Consider the following 20218-nt stretch of genomic DNA (forward strand, 5'->3'; position numbering starts at 1 on the left):
CCGCGACGGGTCGCCATGACCTCGAGCCCTTCTGGCCTTCCCGTCAGCACCACGACTTCGACCGGGTGTGTTGCCGCGCGACGAACGCGCGGGCCCTCTAAAGCCGTAACCCCCGGCCTTCGGCCCAGCGCGAAGCGACGTACGTCCCCCGGCGCGCCCCGACCACGAATCGCGGCCGTCGCATCGACCGACGAACTTCTCGCGTGAAAGAGCTGACCTCTCATGGCGACCACTGGTTCCCTCTCCTCCGCCTCCACCCTCACCGCCCCGGCCCGGCACCGGCTGCGCGCCGTCGACCGGGACGAGGTGGTCGACGTCGCGGACTTCCTGCCGCCGGGCGCCACCTGGCTGCCCGCGCCGCAGCACACCCTGCCCGCCCTCCCCGGCCAGCCGCCGATGGTCGGCTACCTGGTGCTGGTACCGGCCGACCAGCGACCGCCGTTCCTGCCGGTCGCGGTGCCGGACCAGCCGGACCCGGCCCCGGACACGGACGCCGAGCCGCTGGTGCGGATCGACCCGGTGCGGCGCACGGCCAGCGTCAGCGGTCTCGAACTCGACCTGACCTACCTGGAGTTCGAGCTGCTGGCCCACCTGGTGGCCCATCCGCACCGGGTGCACACCCGCGACCAGCTGGTCACCACGGTGTGGGGCTACGGCCATGTCGGGGACGGCCGTACCGTCGACGTGCACATCGCCCGGCTGCGCCGCAAGCTGGGGGCCGAGCACCGCCAGTCGATCCAGACGGTGCGCCGGGTCGGCTACAAGTACACGCCGCCGACCGCGCGCTGACCTCCCCGTCCCCCGGCTCTGCCCTCGGCAGAGTCCCGTGCCGCGTGCGCCCGGGGCGGGCATGATCGCCGGCATGAGGCTTCTGGTGCTGGGCGGTACGGAGTTCGTGGGCCGGGCGGTCGCGGAGGCGGCGCGGGAGCGCGGCTGGGAGGTGACCGTCTTCCACCGGGGACGCCACCAACCACCTTCCGGGGTACGGACGTTGCTCGGCGACCGCACCACCCCGGACGGACTGGCCGCGCTCGCGGCCGACGCCGGCACCTGGGACGCCGTGGTCGACACCTGGTCGGCCGAGCCCCGCGCCGTGCTCGCGGCGGCCCGGCTGCTGCGGGGCCGTGCCGCGCGGTACGTGTACGTCTCCAGCCGGTCCGTGTACGCCTGGCCCTGGCCCAGCCTGGACGGGCCCGCCGGGGCCGGGGAGTTGGTCGGGGGTGCCGCCGCCGACGCCGGTCCCACCGACTACGCGCGGGACAAGCGGGGCGGCGAACTGGCCGCCGTCGAGGCCTTCGGCGCGCAGGACTCGCTGCTGGTACGGGCCGGGCTGATCCTCGGCCCGTACGAGAACGTCGGCCGGCTGCCGTGGTGGCTGACCCGGATCGCCCGGGGCGGGCCGGTGCTCGCTCCGGGGCCGCGCGGGCTTCCGGTGCAGTTCATCGACGCCCGGGACCTGGCCGGCTGGCTCCTCGGCGCGGTGGCCCAGGGGCTGAGCGGGCCCTACGACCTGATCGGCCCGCCGGGTCACAGCACCATGGGCGAGCTGCTCGACCAGTGCGTCCGGGTGACCGGCGCGGACGCCGAGCTGCGCTGGACCGACCCGGAGGTGATCCTGGCCGCCGGGATCGAGCCGTGGACCGGGCTTCCGGTGTGGGTGCCGCCGGACAGCGAGCTGTACGCCTGCGTCCACCGCACCGACGTGTCCCGCGCGCTGGCCACCGGGCTCGTGTGCCGGCCGGCCGCGCGGACCGTCGCGGACACCTGGCGGTGGCTGACGCGGATCGGCGGGGTGGCGCCCATGCGGCCGGACCGGACGGTCAAGGGTGTCGATCCGCAGGTGGAGGCCAGGCTGCTGGCCGGCGGTGTACCTGGCACCACCCCCGGGCAGGGGGCCTCGCACGACTGACCCGGCGCGGGCCCGTGGGCGAGACTGACGCCATGAAGACCGACACGCAGAGAGACGACTTCCGCACCCGGGCCCGGGGGGTGGTCCTGGACGCCGTGCGGGGGCTCGTCCTGGCCGTGGCGATGCTGCCCGTGGCGGTGCTGTGCTTCGCGCTGACCGCCGTCTCCCTCGTGCTCGTCCCGCTCGGCATCGGACTCGTCACGACCCCCCTGGTCCTCGACGCGCTGCGGCAGTACACGAGCACCCGGCGCAGACTCGCCTACGAATGGAGGGGGATACGGATCCCGGCCGCCTACCGGCCGCCGCCCGAGGGCGCCGCCCCCTGGACGCGGACCTTCGCCCTGCTCCGGGACCCGCAGACCTGGCGGGACGTGCGCTGGCTGCCCGTCGACATGACCGCGGGCTTCCTCACCGCGCTGCTCCCGGCCCTGCTGCTGTACTTCCCCGTCGAGGGGTTCCTGCTGGGCGCCGGGCTGTGGCGGGCGCACCTGCACCACAGCGGCGACACGTACTGGTACGCCTTCGTGCCGGTCTCCGGCCAGGGCACCGCCTTCCTCGCGGCCCTGCTCGGCGCCGTGGTCCTCGCCGTCGCCTGGCGCCTCGCCCCGCGCCTGCTGACCACGCACTTCCGGCTCACCCGGGCCGTGCTCGGGGGCGACGCGGAACTCGCCGAGCGGGTCAGGGTACTGACCGAGACCCGGCAGGACGCCGTGGACACCTCCGCCGCCGAACTGCGGCGCATCGAGCGGGACCTGCACGACGGGGCGCAGGCTCGGCTCGTCGCCATGGGCATGGACCTCGGCACCATCGAGATGCTGGTGGAACACGACCCGGCGCAGGCGAAGCGGCTGCTCGCCCAGGCCCGCCGGAACTCCGCCGAGGCCCTGGAGGAGCTGCGCGACCTGGTGCGCGGCATCCACCCGCCGGTCCTGGCCGAGCGCGGACTGGGCGACGCGGTACGGGCGTTGGCGCTGCGGCTGCCGCTGCCCACGGAGGTGACCGTGGAGCTGTCCGGGCGGGCGGACGCCCCCGTGGAGTCGGCGGCCTACTTCGCGGTCAGCGAGGTGCTCACCAACGCCGTCAAGCACTCCGGTGCCGGCCGGATCCGGGCCGGCCTGCACCACCGCGAGGGCCGGCTGCGGATCACGGTCACCGACGACGGCAGGGGCGGTGCGGTGATCGGCGCCGGGTCCGGGCTCGCCGGGGTCGAGCGCCGGCTCGGTACATTCGACGGCGTCCTGGCCGTCGACAGCCCCGCCGGCGGCCCCACCCTGGTGACCATGGAGATCCCGTGCGTGTTGTCCTAGCCGAAGACCTCTTCCTGTTGCGTGACGGGCTGGTCCGGATGCTGCAGGCCTTCGGCTTCGAGATCGCCGCCGCCGTCGAGTCCGGCCCCGAACTCTCCAAGGCGCTGGCCGAGCTGGACCCGGACGTCGCCGTCGTCGACGTGCGCCTGCCGCCCACGCACACCGACGAGGGCCTGCAGTGCGCGCTCGCGGCTCGCCGGACCCGGCCCGGGCTGCCGGTCCTGGTGCTCTCCCAGCACGTGGAGCAGCTGTACGCGCGCGAGCTGCTCGCCGACGGCGCCGGCGGGATCGGCTACCTCCTGAAGGACCGGGTGTTCGACGCCGAGCAGTTCGTCGACGCCGTACGGCGGGTGGCGGCGGGCGGTACGGCGATGGACCCGCAGGTGATCCAGCAGCTGCTGTCCCGGCGAGCCGCCGAGGACCAGCCGCTCGGCCGCCTCACCCCGCGCGAGCTGGAGGTGCTGGAGCTGATGGCGCAGGGCCGGTCGAACGCCGGCATCGCGGCGCAGCTCGTGGTGACGGAACGGGCCATCGCGAAGCACACCTCCAACATCTTCGGCAAACTGGGACTGGAGGTGTCGGACGACGACAACCGGCGCGTTCTGGCCGTCCTCGCCCATCTCGACCGGGACAGCCGCTGACCTGCCAACTCCCCTGTTTCCGCGAGGAATTTGTGAGACCGGTGAACACCACTGGGGCGGCGTCCGTATGGAAGGACGCCGCTTCACTCCTGTCGGGCGCCTCGATGCTGCCCCGCAAGGAAGTCAGAGGAGTTCCATGGGACGCAACACACGAAAACGCCGTACGCCGCTGGCCACCAAGGCCATAGCCGCATCGGCGGCCCTAGCGCTCGGTGGGGGCGGGCTGATCTGGGCGAACTTCTACGCCTCGGCGCACGAGTCGAACAACCAGACGTGGGGAGGCAACCAGACGAAGGCCGCGACGGCGCAGGTCGCGACGATCTCCTGCCCGGACGTCCAGCAGAAGCTGACGAGCGTGCCCTACCGCGCGCGGCAGGGCGTGGCGACGGAGCTGGCCAACCTCGACCGGCAGGTCACCGAGGCCTACAACCGGCTCGCCTCCACACGCGACGCGCAGGCCAAGGACCCGAGCTTCGTACAGAACGCGATCGTCGGCCCCCTCAAGGAGAAGCGGTCGGCGACGATCGACCGGATCCGGATCGACATCCAGCGCGTCGGCGGTACGTTCAACAGCGCGCTGTCCCAGCTCGCCGCCTGCACCACGCAGGCCGCCAACCAGACCACCGCTGGGGGGAACAACGGTGGCCAGCAGCAGAACACCGGCGGTCAGCAGCAGAACACCGGCGGCCAACAGCAGAACAACGGTGGTCAGCAGCAGGGCAACACCGGCCAGCAGGGCAACGCGGGGCAGAACATCGGCGGGCAGGCCGGCAACGGCCCGGTCGCGGCCGACTTCGTCGACATCACCAAGGTCGCGCCGAACGTCCAGGGCAAGCCGCGCCGGCAGCAGTCCGCCTCGACCGGTACGTTCACCACGCGCTGCGGTGTGAACGCCAACAAGAACCACAACACCGACAACGTGATCGTGGCGCCCGGCGTGACCAACGGCGCGCACCACCTGCACGACTACGTCGGCAACCAGAAGGTCAACGCCTTCTCCAGCAACCAGACCTTCCTGCAGGGCGGCACCAGCTGCCAGAACAGGAACGACCTGTCGGCGTACTACTGGCCGGTGGTCCGCGTCCAGGACGGCTCGCAGGACTTCGACCAGAACGCGGACGGCGGTGGCAAGGAAGGCAACGTCGGCAAGATCCTGACCCCGGTGCAGGCCCAGATCAAGTACGTGGGCAGCCCGGCGAGCAAGGTCGTCGCGATGCCGCAGTTCCTGCGCATCATCACCGGTGACGCCAAGACCACCACCAACGGTCTGGCGAACGCCAACGCGCACTGGAGCTGCACCGGCTTCGAGAACAAGGTCCAGCTGACGCAGCAGTACCCGATCTGCCCGCAGGGCAGCAACGTGGTGCGCACGTTCGCCTTCCAGAGCTGCTGGGACGGGCAGAACATCGACAGCGCCAACCACCGCACGCACGTGGCCTTCGCGGACCCCGCGAGCGGCGTCTGCCCGAACGGCTTCAAGGCGATTCCGCAGCTGACGATGCGTCTGGTGTACCAGATCAACCCGCCCACCATCCAGAACGGGCAGGTGAAGAACGCCTACGCGGTGGACGGCTTCCCGGAGCAGCTGCACAAGCCGGCCACCGACCACGACGACTTCATCAGCGTCACGACCGGCGGCCTGGCCAACCGGATCGCCAACTGCGTCAACAACGGCCAGAACTGCGCCTGATCACGCCGTGATCGGCTGATCCGGGCCACGAACGAGGCCGGTGACGGACCCCCCTCCCGTCACCGGCCTTCGCCGTGTCCGCGCCCGGTGCTCAGCCGTGGTGCGCGTGGTGGTCGGTGCCGATCTCCACGTCCCCGCCGAGCGTGCCGCGCAACGCCTTGACGACCCCGTCGTCGCCGACGGCGACCCACTTGCGGCCGACGAGGTAGAAGCCGCCGTAGTCCTTCGCGTCGTTGATCCACTCGCGCTGGCCGCGGTCGGTGGCGAAGGTGGCGAGAATGAACCTGCCGTCGCCGTTCCTGCAGATCGCCTGGCGGATCTCGTCGGCGTCGGTCTGCATGTTCGGCTTGCACTTCACTTCGGCGGCCAGGCTCTCCAGACTGCCGGTCGCGGTGGGCGGGACGCTCTTGGTGTCCCCGCCCGAGCCGCATCCCGCCAGCGCGAGTACGGCGGCGGCGGCCGGCAGCAGTCGTGTCACCCTCATCTGTTCCTCCGGTCCCGGTGGGCCAAGCATGCCTCAGCCCCTTCGGATACGGCTCCGGGCCGCCGCGCGCTCAATCGGGTGCCACGCCGTCCGGCCGACCCGGAAGGGTGAATCACCCGTCCGGGGGTGACCAACCTCCGGCTCGTTCGTTCTCCTGGACGTGCAGTCACAGGATGTAGCCCAGCGTCACGCACCCGCCTCCGCCGAAGGAACCGCACCGGTCGACCTGGAACAGGCCGAGGCCGCGCTCGTCGAGCACTATCCACGGCTGGTCCGGATCGCCTACCTGGTGCTGCCACCGGGCCTCGGCCGCAGCCGCCGGGTGCTGACCGCACACGCCCTCGTCCAGCGCTCCCTGCCCCGGGGCCGCGGGCGGCAGTCCGCGATTCCGGCCCAGGCCTCGGGCGGCGAGGGCGACCCCGGGTACACCTTCCTTCGGGAACGGATCCTGTGCGCGGCCCTGGAGACGGCCCGCCCCCGCACAGGCCTGTCCCGGCTCGCCCAGCTGCCGCCGCCGCTGCCCCAGGTGTGGGGCCTGAAGCTGTTCCCGCGCTCGGGCGGCGCCGACGAACTGGCCCTGGACCAGCGGCTGTCCGCCCTGTCCGGACCGGCCCGCGCCGCCTATGTGCTGCGCGGGCTGGAGCAGCTGCCGGACGCCGGCATCCGCACGCTCCTCAGCGCCGCCGGGGTGGACGACCCGGGCGGCGCCCTGGCCGCCGCGAACAGCGTGCCCACGCAGCCCGAGCTGCTCTCCTCCCCCGAGTTCGACCCCTGTCTGCTCCAGGCCCGGCCCACCGACCTGATGCGCCGCCGCCAGCACACCAAGGCCGCGCTCGCCGCCGCCGCGGCGCTCGCGGTGTGCGGGGCGCTGGTCGCCGTGCCCCGCGGCGGCTGGGGCCCGGACGGCGCCGCCGCCCCCGCCTACGCCGGGAATCCGGCCGCCGAGGCCGCCCTCGATCCCGGCCGGCTGATCCAGGTCGCCCCCACCGCCTGGGAGTCCGCCGCGCGCACCGACTTCTCCGTGTGGCCCGCGCGCGGCCCGCTCACCGGCGACACGGCCCTGCTGCGCCGCGCCCTGGCCGTGTGGGCCCGACCCGGCGGGACGGTCCACGTCTCGGCGACACCCGGCACCGACACCGGCGGCCCGGCGGGCCCGCCCCAGCTGCTGTACGCGGGCCAGGTCGACAACGCCCGGGTGGTGATGCTGTACGACGGCCTGCGCCTGGCGCGGTACGCCGAGCCGGTCGACGGCACCCAGGGCGCGGCCCTCGACCTCGCCCGTGCCGACGGCGCGAGCGGCGCGGAGGCGAGCGCGCTGGTGCTGGGCCGCTCGGACGGCAACGTCCAGTACCTGACCGCGCCCTGGGTGAAGCGGGCGGCCTCGCGGGACCTGATGAAGCCGGACTCGCCCGCGGCCCCGCTGAGGCTCACCGACGGCATCACCGCCCCGCTGGCCAGCCCCGCGCTGCGCCCCGGCAACTGCACCTCCTGGACGGTGCTCCAGCTGACCGGCGCCACCGGCACCACGCTCGGCACCGACCTGGGCGAGCTGGTCCCCGCCCACCTCACCGCCGGCGGACCCGCGTCGCCCGGCGAGGCCTCCGGCGCGGCCGGGCTGCGGACCTGGGCGCCGTTCGCCTGCTCGCTGTCGGTGGAGCGCTCCGCCGGGGTGCGCCGGGTCAACGCCTGGGCGTTCGCCGGCCAGCCGCTGCCCGACGGCAGCGGGACGGCCGACTGGGTGTGCACCAGGGCCGAGACCTGGCGCGGTGACGGCACGGGCGCGCTGGCCCAGTTCCACCCGCCGGGCGGGCGGGGCGGCGCGGTGGTCGCCAAGGGCACGGACGCCCGTTCCTGCGGGCCGCGCGAGCCCCATGTGCTGGCCGGGGTGCTGTGGAGGTCCGCGGCCGGGCACTGGTATCTGCTGGCGGCGGGCGACAGGGACACGGCGACGATCCAGGCCGGGGGCGGGGTCACCGCCGCCGGGCAGGGCCCGTTCCTGGTGGCCAGGGCCAAGCAGGGCGCCCGGGCCGGCCTGAAGGGCACCCTGCAGGACGGGCGGTCCGTCACCGGGCTGCAGTGAGGGTGGCCGCGGGTTTGCTGACACCGGCGTAAACAAGGTCTGCCGCAAGGGGTTCTCAGCACCCCTACCCGCCAGTACATTGACGCCATGTCTAACACGCAGGCCCGGGTGCCGCTCAAGGCACGCAAGGTGTCCTTCTCCTGGGACGACACGCCGTTGCACTGGGTGCCGGGGGATCCGTTCACCACGCACACCATCAACGTGCTGCATCTGCTGCTGCCCGCCGGTGAACGCTGGTTCGTGCAGGTGTACAAGCAGGTGCTGCCGCTGATCCGGGACGACCGGCTCCGTGCGGACGTCATCGGGTTCATCGGCCAGGAGGCGATGCACTCCCAGGCCCATGACGAGGTGCTTCCGCACCTGCGCGAGCAGGGACTGGACCCGACGCCGTACACCGCGCAGGTCGACTGGTTCTTCGAGAAGCTGCTCGGCGACCGCACGCTGCCGCCCGGCAGGGCCCGCCGCTGGTGGCTGCTGGAGCGGGTGGCGCTCATCGCGGCCATCGAGCACTACACCGCCTTCCTCGGCAACTGGGTGCTCAACGCCGGGGAGCTGGACCGGCGCGGCGCCGATCCGACCATGCTGGACCTGCTGCGCTGGCACGGCGCGGAGGAGGTGGAGCACCGCTCCGTCGCCTTCGAGCTGTTCCTGCACATCGACGGCAGCTACGGCCGCCGGGTACGGACCTGGGCCACGGCCTTCTCGGCGCTGGTGTTCCTGTGGCAGCGCGGGGCGCGGTTCTTCATGGAGAACGACCCGACCCTCGTCGACGGCAAGGCCTCCTTCAGGGAGTTCTACGTCCGCGGCCGGCGGGGCCTGCTCCCCGGGACCGGGGACATGCTCAGGTCCATACCCCGCTATCTCAGCCGTGGGTACCACCCCGGGCAGGAGGGCGACACCGAGCAGGCCGTCGCCTATCTGGCCGCCTCGCCCGCGGCCACGGCGGCGGAAAGGCGGGTCTCCTGATGCCGAAGCTGCGTACCGCCGCGCTCGTCGCGGGCGCCGCCCTGCTGGCCCGGCGGTCCCTGCGCCGCCGGGTCCAGGCCTCCCCGTTGTGGCCGATGCCCGCCCTGGACCCGCCGGTCTCCGGCCGGCCGCGCTCCCGGACCCTGCGGCTGCTGCTCACCGCGCACGAGACGGTCGCCGACGGCGTCGTACGGCTGCGCCTGGAGGGAAGCGGGCTGCCGGCCTGGGAGCCGGGCGCGCATCTCGACCTCGTGCTGCCCTCGGGGCGGGTACGGCAGTACTCACTGTGCGGGGACCCCGCGGACACGTCCTCCTACACGGTCGCCGCCCGGCTGGTCACGGACGGGCGGGGCGGCTCGCGCGAGGTGCACGAACAGCTCGCCGAGGGCATGGAGCTCCAGGTGCGCGGGCCGAGGAACCGTTTCCCCCTCGTCGAGGCGCCCGCGTACGTGTTCGTCGTCGGCGGCATCGGCATCACCCCGATCCTGCCCATGCTGCGGGCCCTGCCGGACGGCACCGAGTGGCGGCTGCTGTACGCCGGGCGGTCGCGGGCCTCGATGCCGTTCCTGGAGGAGGTGCGGGGGCTCGCCGGAAACCGGCTGACCGTCGCGGCCGGGGACGAGGACGGGCGCCCGGACCTGGGCGCCCTCCTGGCGGACCTGCCGGAGCGGACGGCCGTGTACTGCTGTGGTCCGCAGGGGCTGACGGCCGCCGTGGAGGAACGGCTGCCGGAGGGTGCCACGCTGCACCTGGAGCGGTTCGCCCCGCGCGCCGAAGCCGTCGGCACCACCGCGTTCGAGGTCGAACTCCGGCGCAGCGGGCGGACGTTGACGGTCCCGGCCGGCTCGACGGTGCTGGCCGCGGTGCGCCGGGAGCTGCCGGACACCGCCTACTCCTGCGAGCAGGGGTTCTGCGGAACCTGTCAACAGCGGGTGCTGGAGGGAGAGATCGAGCACCGGGACGAGCTGCTGACGGACGAGGAACGGGCCGGCTCGATGCTGATCTGTGTGTCCCGATGCAGGAGCGATCGTTTGGTGCTCGATATGTGATCACCTGCGATCGAATCCGATCGGTAAGGTGTGCGCATGAGTATCGGGGTTCGCCGCAGGATGGGCGTCGAGGAGCGACGGCAGCAGCTGATCGGTGTCGCCCTCGACCTGTTCAGCCGACGCTCGCCCGACGAGGTCTCCATCGACGAGATAGCGTCGGCCGCGGGCATCTCACGTCCGCTGGTCTACCACTACTTCCCCGGCAAACTCAGTCTGTACGAGGCCGCGTTGAAGCGCGCCTCGGAGGATCTCGCGGGCCGTTTCGCCGAGCCGCACGAAGGGCCGCTCGGCACCCGGCTGCTGCGCGTGATGCGCCGCTACTTCGACTTCGTGGACGAGCACGGGCCCGGTTTCTCGGCGCTGATGCGCGGCGGCCCGGCGGTCGGCTCGTCGGCCACCAACGCCCTCATCGACTCCGTACGGCAGGCCGCCTACGAGCAGATGCTCGCGCATCTGGGCGTCACCGAGGCCTCCGCACGACTGGAACTGGTCGTCCGCTCCTGGATCTCGCTCGCCGAGTCGACGGCCCTGATCTGGCTGGACGGCCGGCGCGTCCCGCGCGCGGAGCTGGAACTGCAGCTGGTGCACGACTTCGCCGCGCTGGCCGCGGTCAGCGCCGCCCACGACGAGGACATGGCGCTCCTGCTGCGCACCATGGTCAAGGACGAGCCGGCCGACGGCCCCTTCGCGGAGCTGGTCGGCCGGCTGCTGTCCCTGGCGCCCTGAGCTACCGGTCGAACTTCCGGTACGACGGATCCAGGTCGCGGACCTCGGCGGAGGCGTGCAGCGCGACGCCGGTGTCCGCCACGTGCTCGCGCAGCAGCTCCAGGGCCGCCTGCGTGAGCCTCGCCTTCGTCTCGTCGCTGCGTCCGGCGAGGAGCCCGATCGCCACGTGCACGATGGCGTGCCCGCGCGCCCCGGGGTCCTCGTACCCGAACGCCGTGTACGCGCTCGGCCGGAACTGCGTCTTGCAGGCCTCCGGCTTCGCCGCCGCGATCTCCACGGTCGCCTCGTGCAGCGCCCGGGCGAAGCCCTCGCGGTCGAAGGCGTCCTCCACGATGTCCGAGTAGTCGATGGTGATCTGCGGCATGCGCACTCCTGTTCTACGGGACCTGTCCCGACCCTACTTCCCCGCCCGCCGGAACACCGCCACGGTCCGCGCCGGGACGGTGAACGTGCCCGTGCCGGCCGCGTAGGCGGAGGTCTTCACCACCGGATCGGAGCCCGAGGCCTGCACCGGGTGCAGCCGGTACGGCGTCCCGGCGAGGGCGCCGACCTGCTGCCGCTGCTGCTCCGGCGTGGCGTTGAAGACCACCACCAGGTCACCGAGGCGCATGGTGATGACACCCGGCGTCTCGTCCGTGCCGGACAGCGGGAAGGACAGCTCGTCCTGCACCCGGCCGGCCGTGCCCAGCGAGAACGCCTTCTCCGTCGTACGGATCCTCAGCAGGTCCTGGTAGGCGGCGGAGGCCCCGGTGATCTGCTCGCAGCCGACCCTGACCGTGCTCAGCAGCGGCCGGGCGTAGTCCCACTTGGACTGGTTGTCGGCCGCCATGGGCAGTCCGCGCCCGAAGCCGTTGCCGTCGGCGCAGTTCCAGTGGATCGCGTTGAACCAGTCCCCGCTGTCGAAGGAGTTGCGGTCCAGCGACTTCGAGCGCAGCAGGTCGGTGCCCGCCTGGGAGAGGGCCGGGCCCTGCGAGAGGCCGGCCGTGGCCATCGCGAGGACCTGCATCCGGGCCCGGTCGGACGCGGAGGTGTCCTTCGGCAGCTTGTAGGCGAGCGCGTCGAACAGCGACTCGTTGTCGTGCGCGTCCACATAGGCGAGGGCGTCGCCGGGCTCGTCCGCGTAGCCGGCGGGCGAGCCGTTGTAGTCGATCCCGGCGCCGGTGACCTCCTTGCCGTCGGTGTCGGTGAAGCGGTACCTGGCGAGGTTGCCGCTCAGTCCGACCTTGATCAGGTCCTGGTAGTGCAGCAGCCGGGCCTTCTGCTCCTCCTTCGTGCCGTTGGCGGCGGAGGAGTTGGGGTCGGTGTACAGCCCGGACGCGAAGCCCTGGACGCCGGGGTCGGAGTCGAAGGGGCTGCCGCCGCGCACGGCGTCACGGGCGCGGTCGGAGAAGGTGGCGATGCCGGTGCCGGCCATGTTCTTCTGGGTGGCCTGGACGAACCGGGCGTCGTTCGCGACCTCGCCGAAGTTCCAGCCCTCGCCGTACAGGATGATCTTCTTGCCGTCGACGCCGTCCTTCTCGACGGTCAGCGCGTCCAGGGCCTTCCTGACCGCCAGGATGTTGGCCTTCGGGTGGTGGCCCATGAGGTCGAAGCGGAACCCGTCGACCTTGTACTCCTTCGCCCAGGTGACGATCGAGTCGACGACCAGCTTGCCCATCATCGCGTTCTCCGGCGCGGTGTTGGAGCAGCAGGTGCTGTTCGCCACCGAGCCGTCGGCGAGCAGCCGCTGGTAGTAGCCGGGCACGATCCTGTCGAGCACGGAGGTGTCCGCCTGGCCGCTGGCCGCCGTGTGGTTGTAGACGACGTCCATCACGACCCGCAGGCCGTCCTCGTTGAGACCCTGGACCATCCTGCGGAACTCGACCGTACGGGCGGTGCCGTCCGGGTCGGTGGCGTACGAGCCCTCGGGGACCGTGTAGTGGTACGGGTCGTAGCCCCAGTTGAAGGCGTCCTTCGCGGCGGTCTTCGCCACGCATTCCTGCTGCTTGCCGGAGTCGGCCGGGTAGGAGGCCAGGTCGCACTCGGTGCGCGCCTGGTCGGCCTTCTTCTCCGGGACGGTGGCGAAGTCGAAGGCGGGCAGGAGGTGGACGTACGACGTGCCGGCCTTCGCCAGCTGCCGCAGGTGCCGGGAGCCGTCGCTGTTCCTGTCGGTGAAGGCCAGGTAGGTGCCCGGGTGCTTCGCGGTGCGGTCCTCGACGGAGAAGTCCCGGATGTGCAGCTCCTGGATCTGCGCGTCCTTCAGCGGTACGGCCTTGGGCTTGCGCAGCCCCGACCAGCCGCTCGGTGCCAGGGACCGGTCGTCCAGGTCGACGACGAGGCTGCGCTCGGAGTTCGCCGTGAGGGCGACCGAGTAGGGGTCGGTGACCTTGTTGGTGACCATCTTGCGGACGCTGGGCGCCCAGACCTTCACGACGTACCGGTAGGGCTTGCCCTTCCAGGAGGCGGGGCCGGTGACGGACCAGACGCCGGTCGCGGCGTCGTGGTGCATGGCCTTGAGCGAGCCGTCCAGCTCCAGGGAGACGCTCTGCGCGGTCGGCGCCCAGACGGAGAGCGTGGGCTTGCCGTCGTGGAACACGGGACCGAGCTTCGCCTTGGTCGCGCCCGGGTAGAGGTCGTCCAGCGCGCCCGCGATCTGCACGCCGGTCGCGGCCAGCACGGCACCGTTCGCGGCCCGCTGCGAGGCGACGAGCTGGCCCCCCAGCGCCTCGCGCACCCGGCCCCGGTCGCGCGGGTCCACGGACCAGGCGGTGTAGTCCTTCACCTGCGGGAACTTCGTCTTCTGGGCGTCGCTCAGCGTGGTCTTCTCCAGCCGCAGCCAGCGCTCGTCGTCGCTGGTCAGCGTCCCGTCCTTGGCGGCGATCGAGCCGTCGCGGGAGTACAGCAGCTCGGTGGAGGCGGCCCCGTCGGCGCCGTTCCAGGCGAGGGTGTCCCGGTCGATCCAGATCGCCTTGGAGGTGCTCAGGTCGAGCGCGGCGGCGCTGCCCGCCGGCTGCGGCAGCAGGTACTTCTCCTGGCCGTTCAACAGCCACACCTCGTGGCCGTCGGCCTTGAGGTCCAGGGACTGGTCGGCCGGGAGATCCTTGTCGTCGCCCTTGTGGATGATGTAGCTGAGGCTGGTGGCACCCTCGGTGAGCGGCACCTCGAAGACCGCGCCATAGGCATCAGTCTTCACCGGCTTCAGCGGGTCCGACCAGTCGGTGGGGTGCGCGGCACCCGTCCAGACGTGCAGGCCCCAGCCGTCGTAGTTCCCGTCGGCGCGGTGGTAGTGGAGGACGGCCTTGGCCGTGTCCTGCGCCGGATGGTCGGGATTCTGCGTCAGGACGCCGGGCTTGCCCTGCTCGATCCACACCTCACCCGTCCTGGTGACGTCGATGGACCGGTCGGCGGAGACGTCCTTGTCGCCGTTCTTGTCGACGACCAGGAAGCCGACGTTCGAGGCGCCGGGCCTGAGCTTGACGTAGGCGAAGGCGCCGTAGGCGTCCCGGCCGGTGAACGGGTGGCCGGCCGGCCAGGTGGTGGCCTCGCCGTCGGCGAGGTCGCCCCACGCGTACAGGCCCCAGTCGGCGTAGTCGCCGTCGGTGCGCTTGTAGTGGACGACCGCGTAGTCCCGGGAGGAGGCCGTGGGCGTCTCGGGCGCGGGCGGGGTGCCGGTGGTGCTGCTCGCCGTGGCGCTCGCGGTGTGTCCGGCGGAGTCGATCACGACGGCCTTGTAGCGCAGCGCGGTCCCGGCGGGGATGTCCTTGCCGAGGGTCTGGGTGACCTTGTACGGGGCGTGGTCGGCGGAGCCGAGGACCTGCCATCGGGCGTTCCCGACCTGCGCGGCGAAGACGACCCGGTTCAGCTGTCCGCCGTCGACCCCGGCGGTGAGGTCCACGGTCCCGGTGGCTCCGGGGGCCGGGGCCGTCAGGGTGAGGGTCGGGGCGGTGGCGGGCCGGGCGAGGGGGCCGGCGGCCTGGTAGACGACGGCGGACCCGGCCGGCACGGTGACGGTGACCTTGCGGTCGGCGTCGGACCTCAGGGAGTCCTCGGCCCCGTAGACGCCCCGGTACGACATGCCGGCCGAGCCGGTCGTGAAGGTGGCCGTCTTCGCCTCGCCCGCGTTGTTGAGGGCGACGACGTACTCCTGGCCGGACGCGGCGTCGGTGCGGGTGAAGGCGTAGATCCCGGCGCCGTCGGCCGCGTATCGCTCGGTCTGGACGCCGTCGGTCAGGGCCGGGTTGGCCTTGCGGAGCTCGGCGAGCGCGGCGATCTGCCGGTAGAGCGGGGCGCTCGGGTCGTAGGAGTCGCTCGCGTGGGTGCGGTCGGTGCCGATCTCGTCGTCGTCCAGGTAGTCGGCGACCTTGGAGGCGAACATGGTCTGGCGGGCGTCCTTGTCGCCGCCGGAGCCGGTGAAGCCCTGTTCGTCGCCGTAGTAGACGACCGGGTTGCCACGGCTGAGGAACATCAGCTCGTCGGCCAGCTCGTCCTTCTTCAGGATCTCGGCGTCGGTGGCCTTCGGGTTGTCCTGCTTGAGGAAGTACCCGATGCGGCCCATGTCGTGGTTGCCGAGGAAGGTGACCTGTTCGTAGGCGTTGGCCTTGTCGGTCGTGTACTTGTAGTCGTCACCGAAGACGCTCACCAGCTTCTGCGCGCTGCCGCCCTGGGAGGCGTAGGAGCGGGCCGCGTCCTGGAAGGGGAAGTCGAGGGTGGCGTCGAGGCGGCCCTGGGTGACGTACGGGGAGGTGACGTTCGTGTCCGCGGCGTAGGTCTCGCCGAACATGAAGAAGTTCTTCCGGCCGTGCGCCGCCGCGTACGCGTCGAGCGCCGTCGCCCACTGCGTCCAGAACCCCATGCCGACGTTCTTGACGGTGTCGATCCGGAAGCCGTCGACGGCGAAGTCCTTCACCCACCGCTCGTAGATCCTCTCCATGCCGTGCACGACCTCGGGACGCTCGGTCCACAGGTCGTCCAGTCCGGAGAAGTCGCCGTAGGTCGCGGACTCGCCGGCGAAGGTCGAGTCGCCCCGGTTGTGGTACATCGTCGGGTCGTTGAGCCAGCCCGGGACCTTGGACCGGCTCGTGACCTGCGGGGTGTACGGGAAGGAGGAGGGGGAGACGGCCGGGAACCTCTTGCCGCCGTCCGCGTAGTCGGCGTCGTCGAAGGGCCTGCCGTCCTTGGTCAGGTAGGGGAAGGCGCCCTTGGAGAGGTAGCCGGCGGACTTCTCCCGGTGGTCCACGACGTCGGCGGTGTGGTTGGTGATGACGTCGAAGAAGACCTTCATGCCCTTGGCGTGGGCCTTGGAGATGAGGTTCTTGAGGTCCTGGTTGGTGCCGAAGTGCGGGTCGACCTGGGTGAAGTCGGTGATCCAGTAGCCGTGGTAGCCGGCGGAGGCGTTGGTCCCCGTGCCCTGCACCGGGCGGTTCTTGAAGATCGGCGCCATCCAGATGGCGGTCGTGCCGAGCCCCTTGATGTAGTCCAGCCGCCTGGTCAGGCCCTTGAGGTCGCCTCCCTGGTAGAAACCCTTGTCGGCGGGGTCGTACCCGGTGCTGAGGCGTGAGCCGGTGAGTCCGCCCTCGTCATTGGCCGTGTCCCCGTTGGCGAAACGGTCCGGCAGGACGAAGTAGAACTGCTCGCGGGTGTCGTCGTGCCGCGCGGGCTGGGCGGCGAGCGCCGCGTCCGAGGGGGGCGCGGGCGGGGTGGCCGCGTGGGCGGCCAGTGGCTGGATCAGTGCGGCGGCGAGGGCTGTTGCGGTGACGGCCGCGGCCCGTCTCGCTCTCGGTATCACAGGCGGTAACTCCTAGCGAATGCGGCTCTCTTGGGTCCGACCCGGCGCGACCGTATCGCCGACGAAAGCCTTACAGCAAGAGGCTTGAAACTCACAGCAAGAAGTTTCAAAGTCAATCTTGACGCGCTCTTCTCAACTGCCGCACGCTCAGCGGTTGCTGGAGCAGGCTGGTCATCGTCCCCAGGAGCACGTCCTTCGACTACGCGTACGTCAAGAAGGACGGCTCCGGGAACGCGACCTGGGAGTCCGGGACGAACCGCTCGTACACGACGGGCGCTTCCTCCGGCTACACCACCAGCGACACCTGGAAGCAGGGCCGGCTCAGCAGCTGGACTTCCCCGCGTAGATCGCCAGCGCCGTGTTGGCGCCCAGGGTGGCGGTGAACTGTCCGCTGGAGTTCACGGTCACCGTCGTGTTGTTCTGCACGTTGCAGTACGTGCCGGCTGCCAGGGAGGTCTGGTAGGTGCGGGTCTGGGACGAGGACTCGTGGTTGATCGCCACATACCCCTTGGTGCCGCGGCCGAAGGCGATCCAGTTGTTGCCGTTGTCCCACCAGCCGGTGACCGCCTGGCCCCGTGTCGCGTTGCGGAAGGCGACCATGGACCTGATCTCCGGCCAGGCGTGCTGGCACTTCCAGCCGTCCTGCCAGCACGCCTTGACCTGGCCGTTGTGGGGCGGGCCCGCGTCCGCGTCCGACCACTCGTAGCCGGAGTTGATGTCGGGGGCGCCGTAGGGCCAGGCGAGCATGAAGACGTTGGCCAGGGTGTAGTTGGCGCCGTCCTTGTAGTTCAGGGTGGAGCCGTTGCGCTCGGTGTCGTGGTTGTCGACGAAGACCCCGGCGTCCGAGCTCTTCAGGTAGCCCCAGCCCTCGCCGAAGTTGGTCAGGTAGGCCAGCTTCTCGTTGTTGAGGACGCGCTTGAGGTCGTAGGCGTAGCGGAACTCCTGGACGTCCCCGTTGCCAGTGTACTCGGAGGGCTGGACGGCCTCGTTCGCGCCGTAGATGACCTCCTGCTTCCAGTAGACGGACGGGTTGGTCAGGCGGGACTTGATGTTCGCCAGGTCCTCGGCGGGGATGTGCTTGGCCGCGTCGATGCGGAAGCCGTCGGCGCCGAGGGAGAGCAGGTCGTTCATGTATCCGGCGATCGTCCTGCGGACGTACTCCTCGCCGGTGTCCAGGTCGGCCAGACCCACGAGCTCGCAGTGCTGGACGTTCCAGCGGTCCTGGTAGTTGGTGACCTGGGAGGTGCAGTCGTCGAAGTCGGGGGACGAGTACAGCCCCGGGTAGTCGTACTTGGTGTACGAGGAGCCGCCGGTGCCGGTGCCGCTGCCCGCCGCCATGTGGTTGACGACGGTGTCGACGACGACCTTCAGGCCGGCCGCGTGACAGGTGTCGATCATGTTCTTGAACGCGGTGCGGTCGCCGAGCCGCCCCGCGATCCGGTACGACACCGGCTGGTACGAGGTCCACCACTGTGAGCCCTGTATGTGCTCGGCGGGCGGGGAGACCTGGACGTAGCCGTAGCCGGCGGGGCCGAGGGTGCTGGTGCACTCCTTGGCGACCGAGGCGTAGTTCCACTCGAAGAGGACGGCGGTGACGTCCTTGGTGCCGGGCGGGGAGGCCTCGGCGGTCGTCGGGTTCATGCCAACCAGGGCGGCGGCGGTGAGGGCGACCGCCACGGGGAGGGTTCTGCGTGCCATGTGCGCTCCTGCACTTCGTTGTGCGTGTGGGGGGAGTTTGAGTGGTCAACCACCAACAGGTGGCGTGAACCTAACCGTTACGCCAATGTTTCAGCAAGATGCAGAAAGAAATTCCAACGGGCGTCTTGACGAGGCCAGTTCGCCCGTCACAGGCTCCACAGCAGCAACGCTCGCACGTGCGGGCGGGCGGGAAGAGGGGGACTTCCATGGCCGAAGGGTTTCGCATACTGGGCCGCGTGCGGGTGGGCGGGGAGCCGGCCGGGGTCCGGGGCCTCAAGCCGCGAGCCCTGCTGGTGACCCTGCTGCTGCACGCGGGGCGCCGCGTCTCGCTGGATGTGATCCAGGAGGCGCTGTGGGACGGCGAACCCCCGCGCTCCGCCGTGGCCAACATCCGTACGCACGCCAGTGCCCTGCGCGCGGCGCTGGGCGGCACCGCCACGCTGGCCGCCGGCGACGGCGGCTACGCGCTGGAGGTGTCCGCCGAGGCCTGCGACCACCTGCGCTTCCTCGACCTGTCCGGGGCGGGCCGGGCGGCACTGCTCGCGGGGGACGCCGACCGGGCGACGCGCCTGCTCGCGGCGGCGCTGCTGCTGTGGGACGGCGACCGCGCGGCCGTCGGTGTGCCACGCGTCGGCCCGCTCCTCGGAGCGCTCGGGCATCTGGACGAGGAGCGGATGCGGGCGGTGGAGGACCTGGCCGAGGCCCAGCTGCGGGTCGGCGAGCCCCGGGCGGCCCTGCGCGATCTGACCGGCCTGCTCTCCGCGGCACCGCTGCGCGGCAGGGGTTGGGCCCTGCGCATGCGGGCCCATCACCGGCTGGGCGAGGCGGGCGGCGTCCAGGAGGCCTACCGCAGCGCGTGCGCGGTCTACCGCGCGGAGCTGGGCATCGCTCCGGGGCGTGAACTGGGTGCGGTGTACGCCGAGTTGATGGGCGGGCGGCTGCCCAGGAGCGCATGACGCCCCGCTCCCCCCGGGCGGGAGCGGGGCGCGACTCAGTGCCGTTCCGTCACGAGCTGCAGCACTTGCCGGTGTTGGTCCAGCTGGTGCAGCTGCCGGTGCTGTCCCAGCACTGACGGGTGTACTTCGCCTGGTAGGCAGGGTACGACGAACAGCCGCCCGCGCACTTGGTGTCGGTCCACCAGGTGGCGTCGGCCGTGACCTTCGGCGCGAGCTTGTTCACCAGCGCGTCCGCGAATCGCTGAAGCAAGGGGACACCCCTTTTCCTTTTCACCCTCGGCCGCCCGTCGCGGCCGAACCGCCTGGCACATTACGAGGACCGCATACAGGTCACCTTCCACTTCTGATGTATGCCTCCGTGTATGCCCTCTGTATATCCGGCTCCTACGCTGGGCCGCCGTCTTCACGGAAGGGGGAACGGACGTGTGGTACACAGCGGTGCTGTGCCGGGTTCTGCTCGGTTTCGTGTTTCTCGCGTCGGCGTTCGCGAAGCTGCGCGGGCGCGGTGCCTTCGACGCGTTCACGGACGGCCTGACCGCCATGCGGGTGGTTCCGGAGCGGGGCCTGCGGACGCTCGCCGGCGCGGTGGCGGCGGCCGAGGCGGTGGTACCGGTACTGCTGCTCGCGCCGGCGACGGCGCGGTTCGGGTTCGGACTCGCGGCCTTGCTGATGGGTGCGTTCACACTGGCCGTCGGGGTGGTGCTGCGGCGCGGGACGGTCGCGTCCTGCCCGTGCTTCGGGGCGTCCGAAGCACCGTTCGGAGTGCGGCACGCCGTCCGCAACACCGCGCTGACGGGCGTCGCGGCGGTGGGGCTGGCCACGGTCGGCGGCGGGGCGTCCGCAGCGGGTGCCAAAGGGGTGCTCGCCGTGCTCGCCGGCGCGGTCCTGGCGAGTCTGGTCATTCGTCTCGACGACCTCGTCGCCCTTTTCCGTCTGTCGAGTTGATTC

General features: G+C 71.6%; 16 protein-coding genes and 1 pseudogene. 12 read left to right on the forward strand and 5 right to left on the reverse strand.

Annotated features, from left to right (window positions below; all coding sequences use genetic code 11):
• Window positions 1-222 precede the first annotated feature (222 nt).
• The 5 genes from IO33_RS0136490 to IO33_RS0136510 all read left to right on the forward strand — a co-directional run bounded on the left by IO33_RS0136490 (window position 223) and on the right by IO33_RS0136510 (window position 5547).
• Window positions 223-789 (forward strand): winged helix-turn-helix domain-containing protein, encoded by a 567-nt coding sequence (locus IO33_RS0136490; RefSeq protein WP_031173175.1) that lies wholly within the window; start codon window positions 223-225, stop codon window positions 787-789.
• A 73-nt stretch (window positions 790-862) separates the two neighbouring features.
• Window positions 863-1909 carry an NAD-dependent epimerase/dehydratase family protein gene (locus IO33_RS0136495; RefSeq protein WP_209438980.1) on the forward strand — a complete coding sequence of 349 codons (1047 nt, stop codon included), beginning with the start codon at window positions 863-865 and terminating at the stop codon, window positions 1907-1909.
• Between the two features lie 32 nt (window positions 1910-1941).
• The gene (locus IO33_RS0136500; RefSeq protein ID WP_031173179.1) at window positions 1942-3216 is read left to right on the forward strand and encodes a sensor histidine kinase; all 1275 of its coding nucleotides are present in this window, start codon (window positions 1942-1944) and stop codon (window positions 3214-3216) included.
• Window positions 3201-3857, forward strand: coding sequence for a LuxR C-terminal-related transcriptional regulator (locus tag IO33_RS0136505; RefSeq protein ID WP_031173180.1), 657 nt, complete (start codon window positions 3201-3203; stop codon window positions 3855-3857). The genes IO33_RS0136500 and IO33_RS0136505 overlap by 16 nt, the downstream gene beginning before the upstream one ends.
• Before the next feature lie 136 nt (window positions 3858-3993).
• Entirely contained in the window at window positions 3994-5547 is a 1554-nt protein-coding gene (locus tag IO33_RS0136510; RefSeq protein ID WP_031173181.1) for a DUF1996 domain-containing protein, read from the forward strand.
• A 91-nt stretch (window positions 5548-5638) separates the two neighbouring features.
• Here the strand turns inward: IO33_RS0136510 and IO33_RS0136515 are convergent, their stop codons facing one another.
• Window positions 5639-6031: a hypothetical protein gene (locus IO33_RS0136515; RefSeq protein ID WP_031173183.1), complete on the reverse strand. Its 393-nt coding sequence runs from the start codon at window positions 6029-6031 to the stop codon at window positions 5639-5641.
• Window positions 6032-6191: 160 nt separating this feature from the next.
• Between IO33_RS0136515 and IO33_RS0136520 the strand changes: the two genes are divergently transcribed.
• The 4 genes from IO33_RS0136520 to IO33_RS0136535 all read left to right on the forward strand — a co-directional run bounded on the left by IO33_RS0136520 (window position 6192) and on the right by IO33_RS0136535 (window position 10852).
• Window positions 6192-8111 (forward strand): hypothetical protein, encoded by a 1920-nt coding sequence (locus IO33_RS0136520; RefSeq protein WP_031173185.1) that lies wholly within the window; start codon window positions 6192-6194, stop codon window positions 8109-8111.
• 87 nt (window positions 8112-8198) lie between these two features.
• On the forward strand, window positions 8199-9077 hold the full coding sequence (locus tag IO33_RS0136525; RefSeq protein ID WP_031173187.1) for a metal-dependent hydrolase: 879 nt from the start codon (window positions 8199-8201) through the stop codon (window positions 9075-9077).
• Window positions 9077-10126, forward strand: a complete 1050-nt coding sequence (locus IO33_RS0136530) for a PDR/VanB family oxidoreductase (protein WP_031173190.1) — start codon at window positions 9077-9079, stop codon at window positions 10124-10126. The genes IO33_RS0136525 and IO33_RS0136530 overlap by 1 nt, the downstream gene beginning before the upstream one ends.
• Before the next feature lie 36 nt (window positions 10127-10162).
• On the forward strand, window positions 10163-10852 hold the full coding sequence (locus IO33_RS0136535) for a TetR/AcrR family transcriptional regulator (protein WP_107069463.1): 690 nt from the start codon (window positions 10163-10165) through the stop codon (window positions 10850-10852).
• 1 nt (window position 10853) lies between these two features.
• Here the strand turns inward: IO33_RS0136535 and IO33_RS0136540 are convergent, their stop codons facing one another.
• On the reverse strand, window positions 10854-11216 hold the full coding sequence (locus tag IO33_RS0136540; protein ID WP_031173194.1) for a 5-carboxymethyl-2-hydroxymuconate Delta-isomerase: 363 nt from the start codon (window positions 11214-11216) through the stop codon (window positions 10854-10856).
• A gap of 33 nt (window positions 11217-11249) precedes the next feature.
• Window positions 11250-16616 (reverse strand): pullulanase-type alpha-1,6-glucosidase, encoded by a 5367-nt coding sequence (gene pulA, locus IO33_RS0136545; protein ID WP_031173195.1) that lies wholly within the window; start codon window positions 16614-16616, stop codon window positions 11250-11252.
• A 164-nt stretch (window positions 16617-16780) separates the two neighbouring features.
• Here pulA and IO33_RS48200 point away from each other — a divergent pair.
• Window positions 16781-16999: pseudogene (locus IO33_RS48200) on the forward strand (carbohydrate-binding module family 20 domain-containing protein); the annotation flags it as partial.
• On the opposite strand, the gene IO33_RS0136550 reads toward IO33_RS48200, so the two are convergent.
• Window positions 16938-18314 (reverse strand): alpha-amylase, encoded by a 1377-nt coding sequence (locus tag IO33_RS0136550; protein WP_031173198.1) that lies wholly within the window; start codon window positions 18312-18314, stop codon window positions 16938-16940. The pseudogene IO33_RS48200 and the gene IO33_RS0136550 overlap by 62 nt on opposite strands.
• Window positions 18315-18520: 206 nt before the next feature.
• Here IO33_RS0136550 and IO33_RS0136555 point away from each other — a divergent pair, with 206 nt between their 5' ends.
• Complete coding sequence (locus IO33_RS0136555) at window positions 18521-19270, forward strand: AfsR/SARP family transcriptional regulator (protein WP_031173201.1); 750 nt, start codon at window positions 18521-18523, stop codon at window positions 19268-19270.
• Between the two features lie 49 nt (window positions 19271-19319).
• On the opposite strand, the gene IO33_RS0136560 is transcribed toward IO33_RS0136555, so the two are convergent.
• Window positions 19320-19520 (reverse strand): hypothetical protein, encoded by a 201-nt coding sequence (locus IO33_RS0136560; RefSeq protein ID WP_031173203.1) that lies wholly within the window; start codon window positions 19518-19520, stop codon window positions 19320-19322.
• A 173-nt stretch (window positions 19521-19693) separates the two neighbouring features.
• On the opposite strand from IO33_RS0136560, the gene IO33_RS0136565 reads away from it, so the two are divergent.
• Complete coding sequence (locus IO33_RS0136565) at window positions 19694-20215, forward strand: MauE/DoxX family redox-associated membrane protein (protein WP_031173205.1); 522 nt, start codon at window positions 19694-19696, stop codon at window positions 20213-20215.
• Window positions 20216-20218 lie beyond the last annotated feature (3 nt).

It is taken from the genome of Streptomyces durhamensis, from assembly GCF_000725475.1.
GTDB classification, from domain to species: Bacteria; Actinomycetota; Actinomycetes; order Streptomycetales; family Streptomycetaceae; genus Streptomyces; species Streptomyces filipinensis.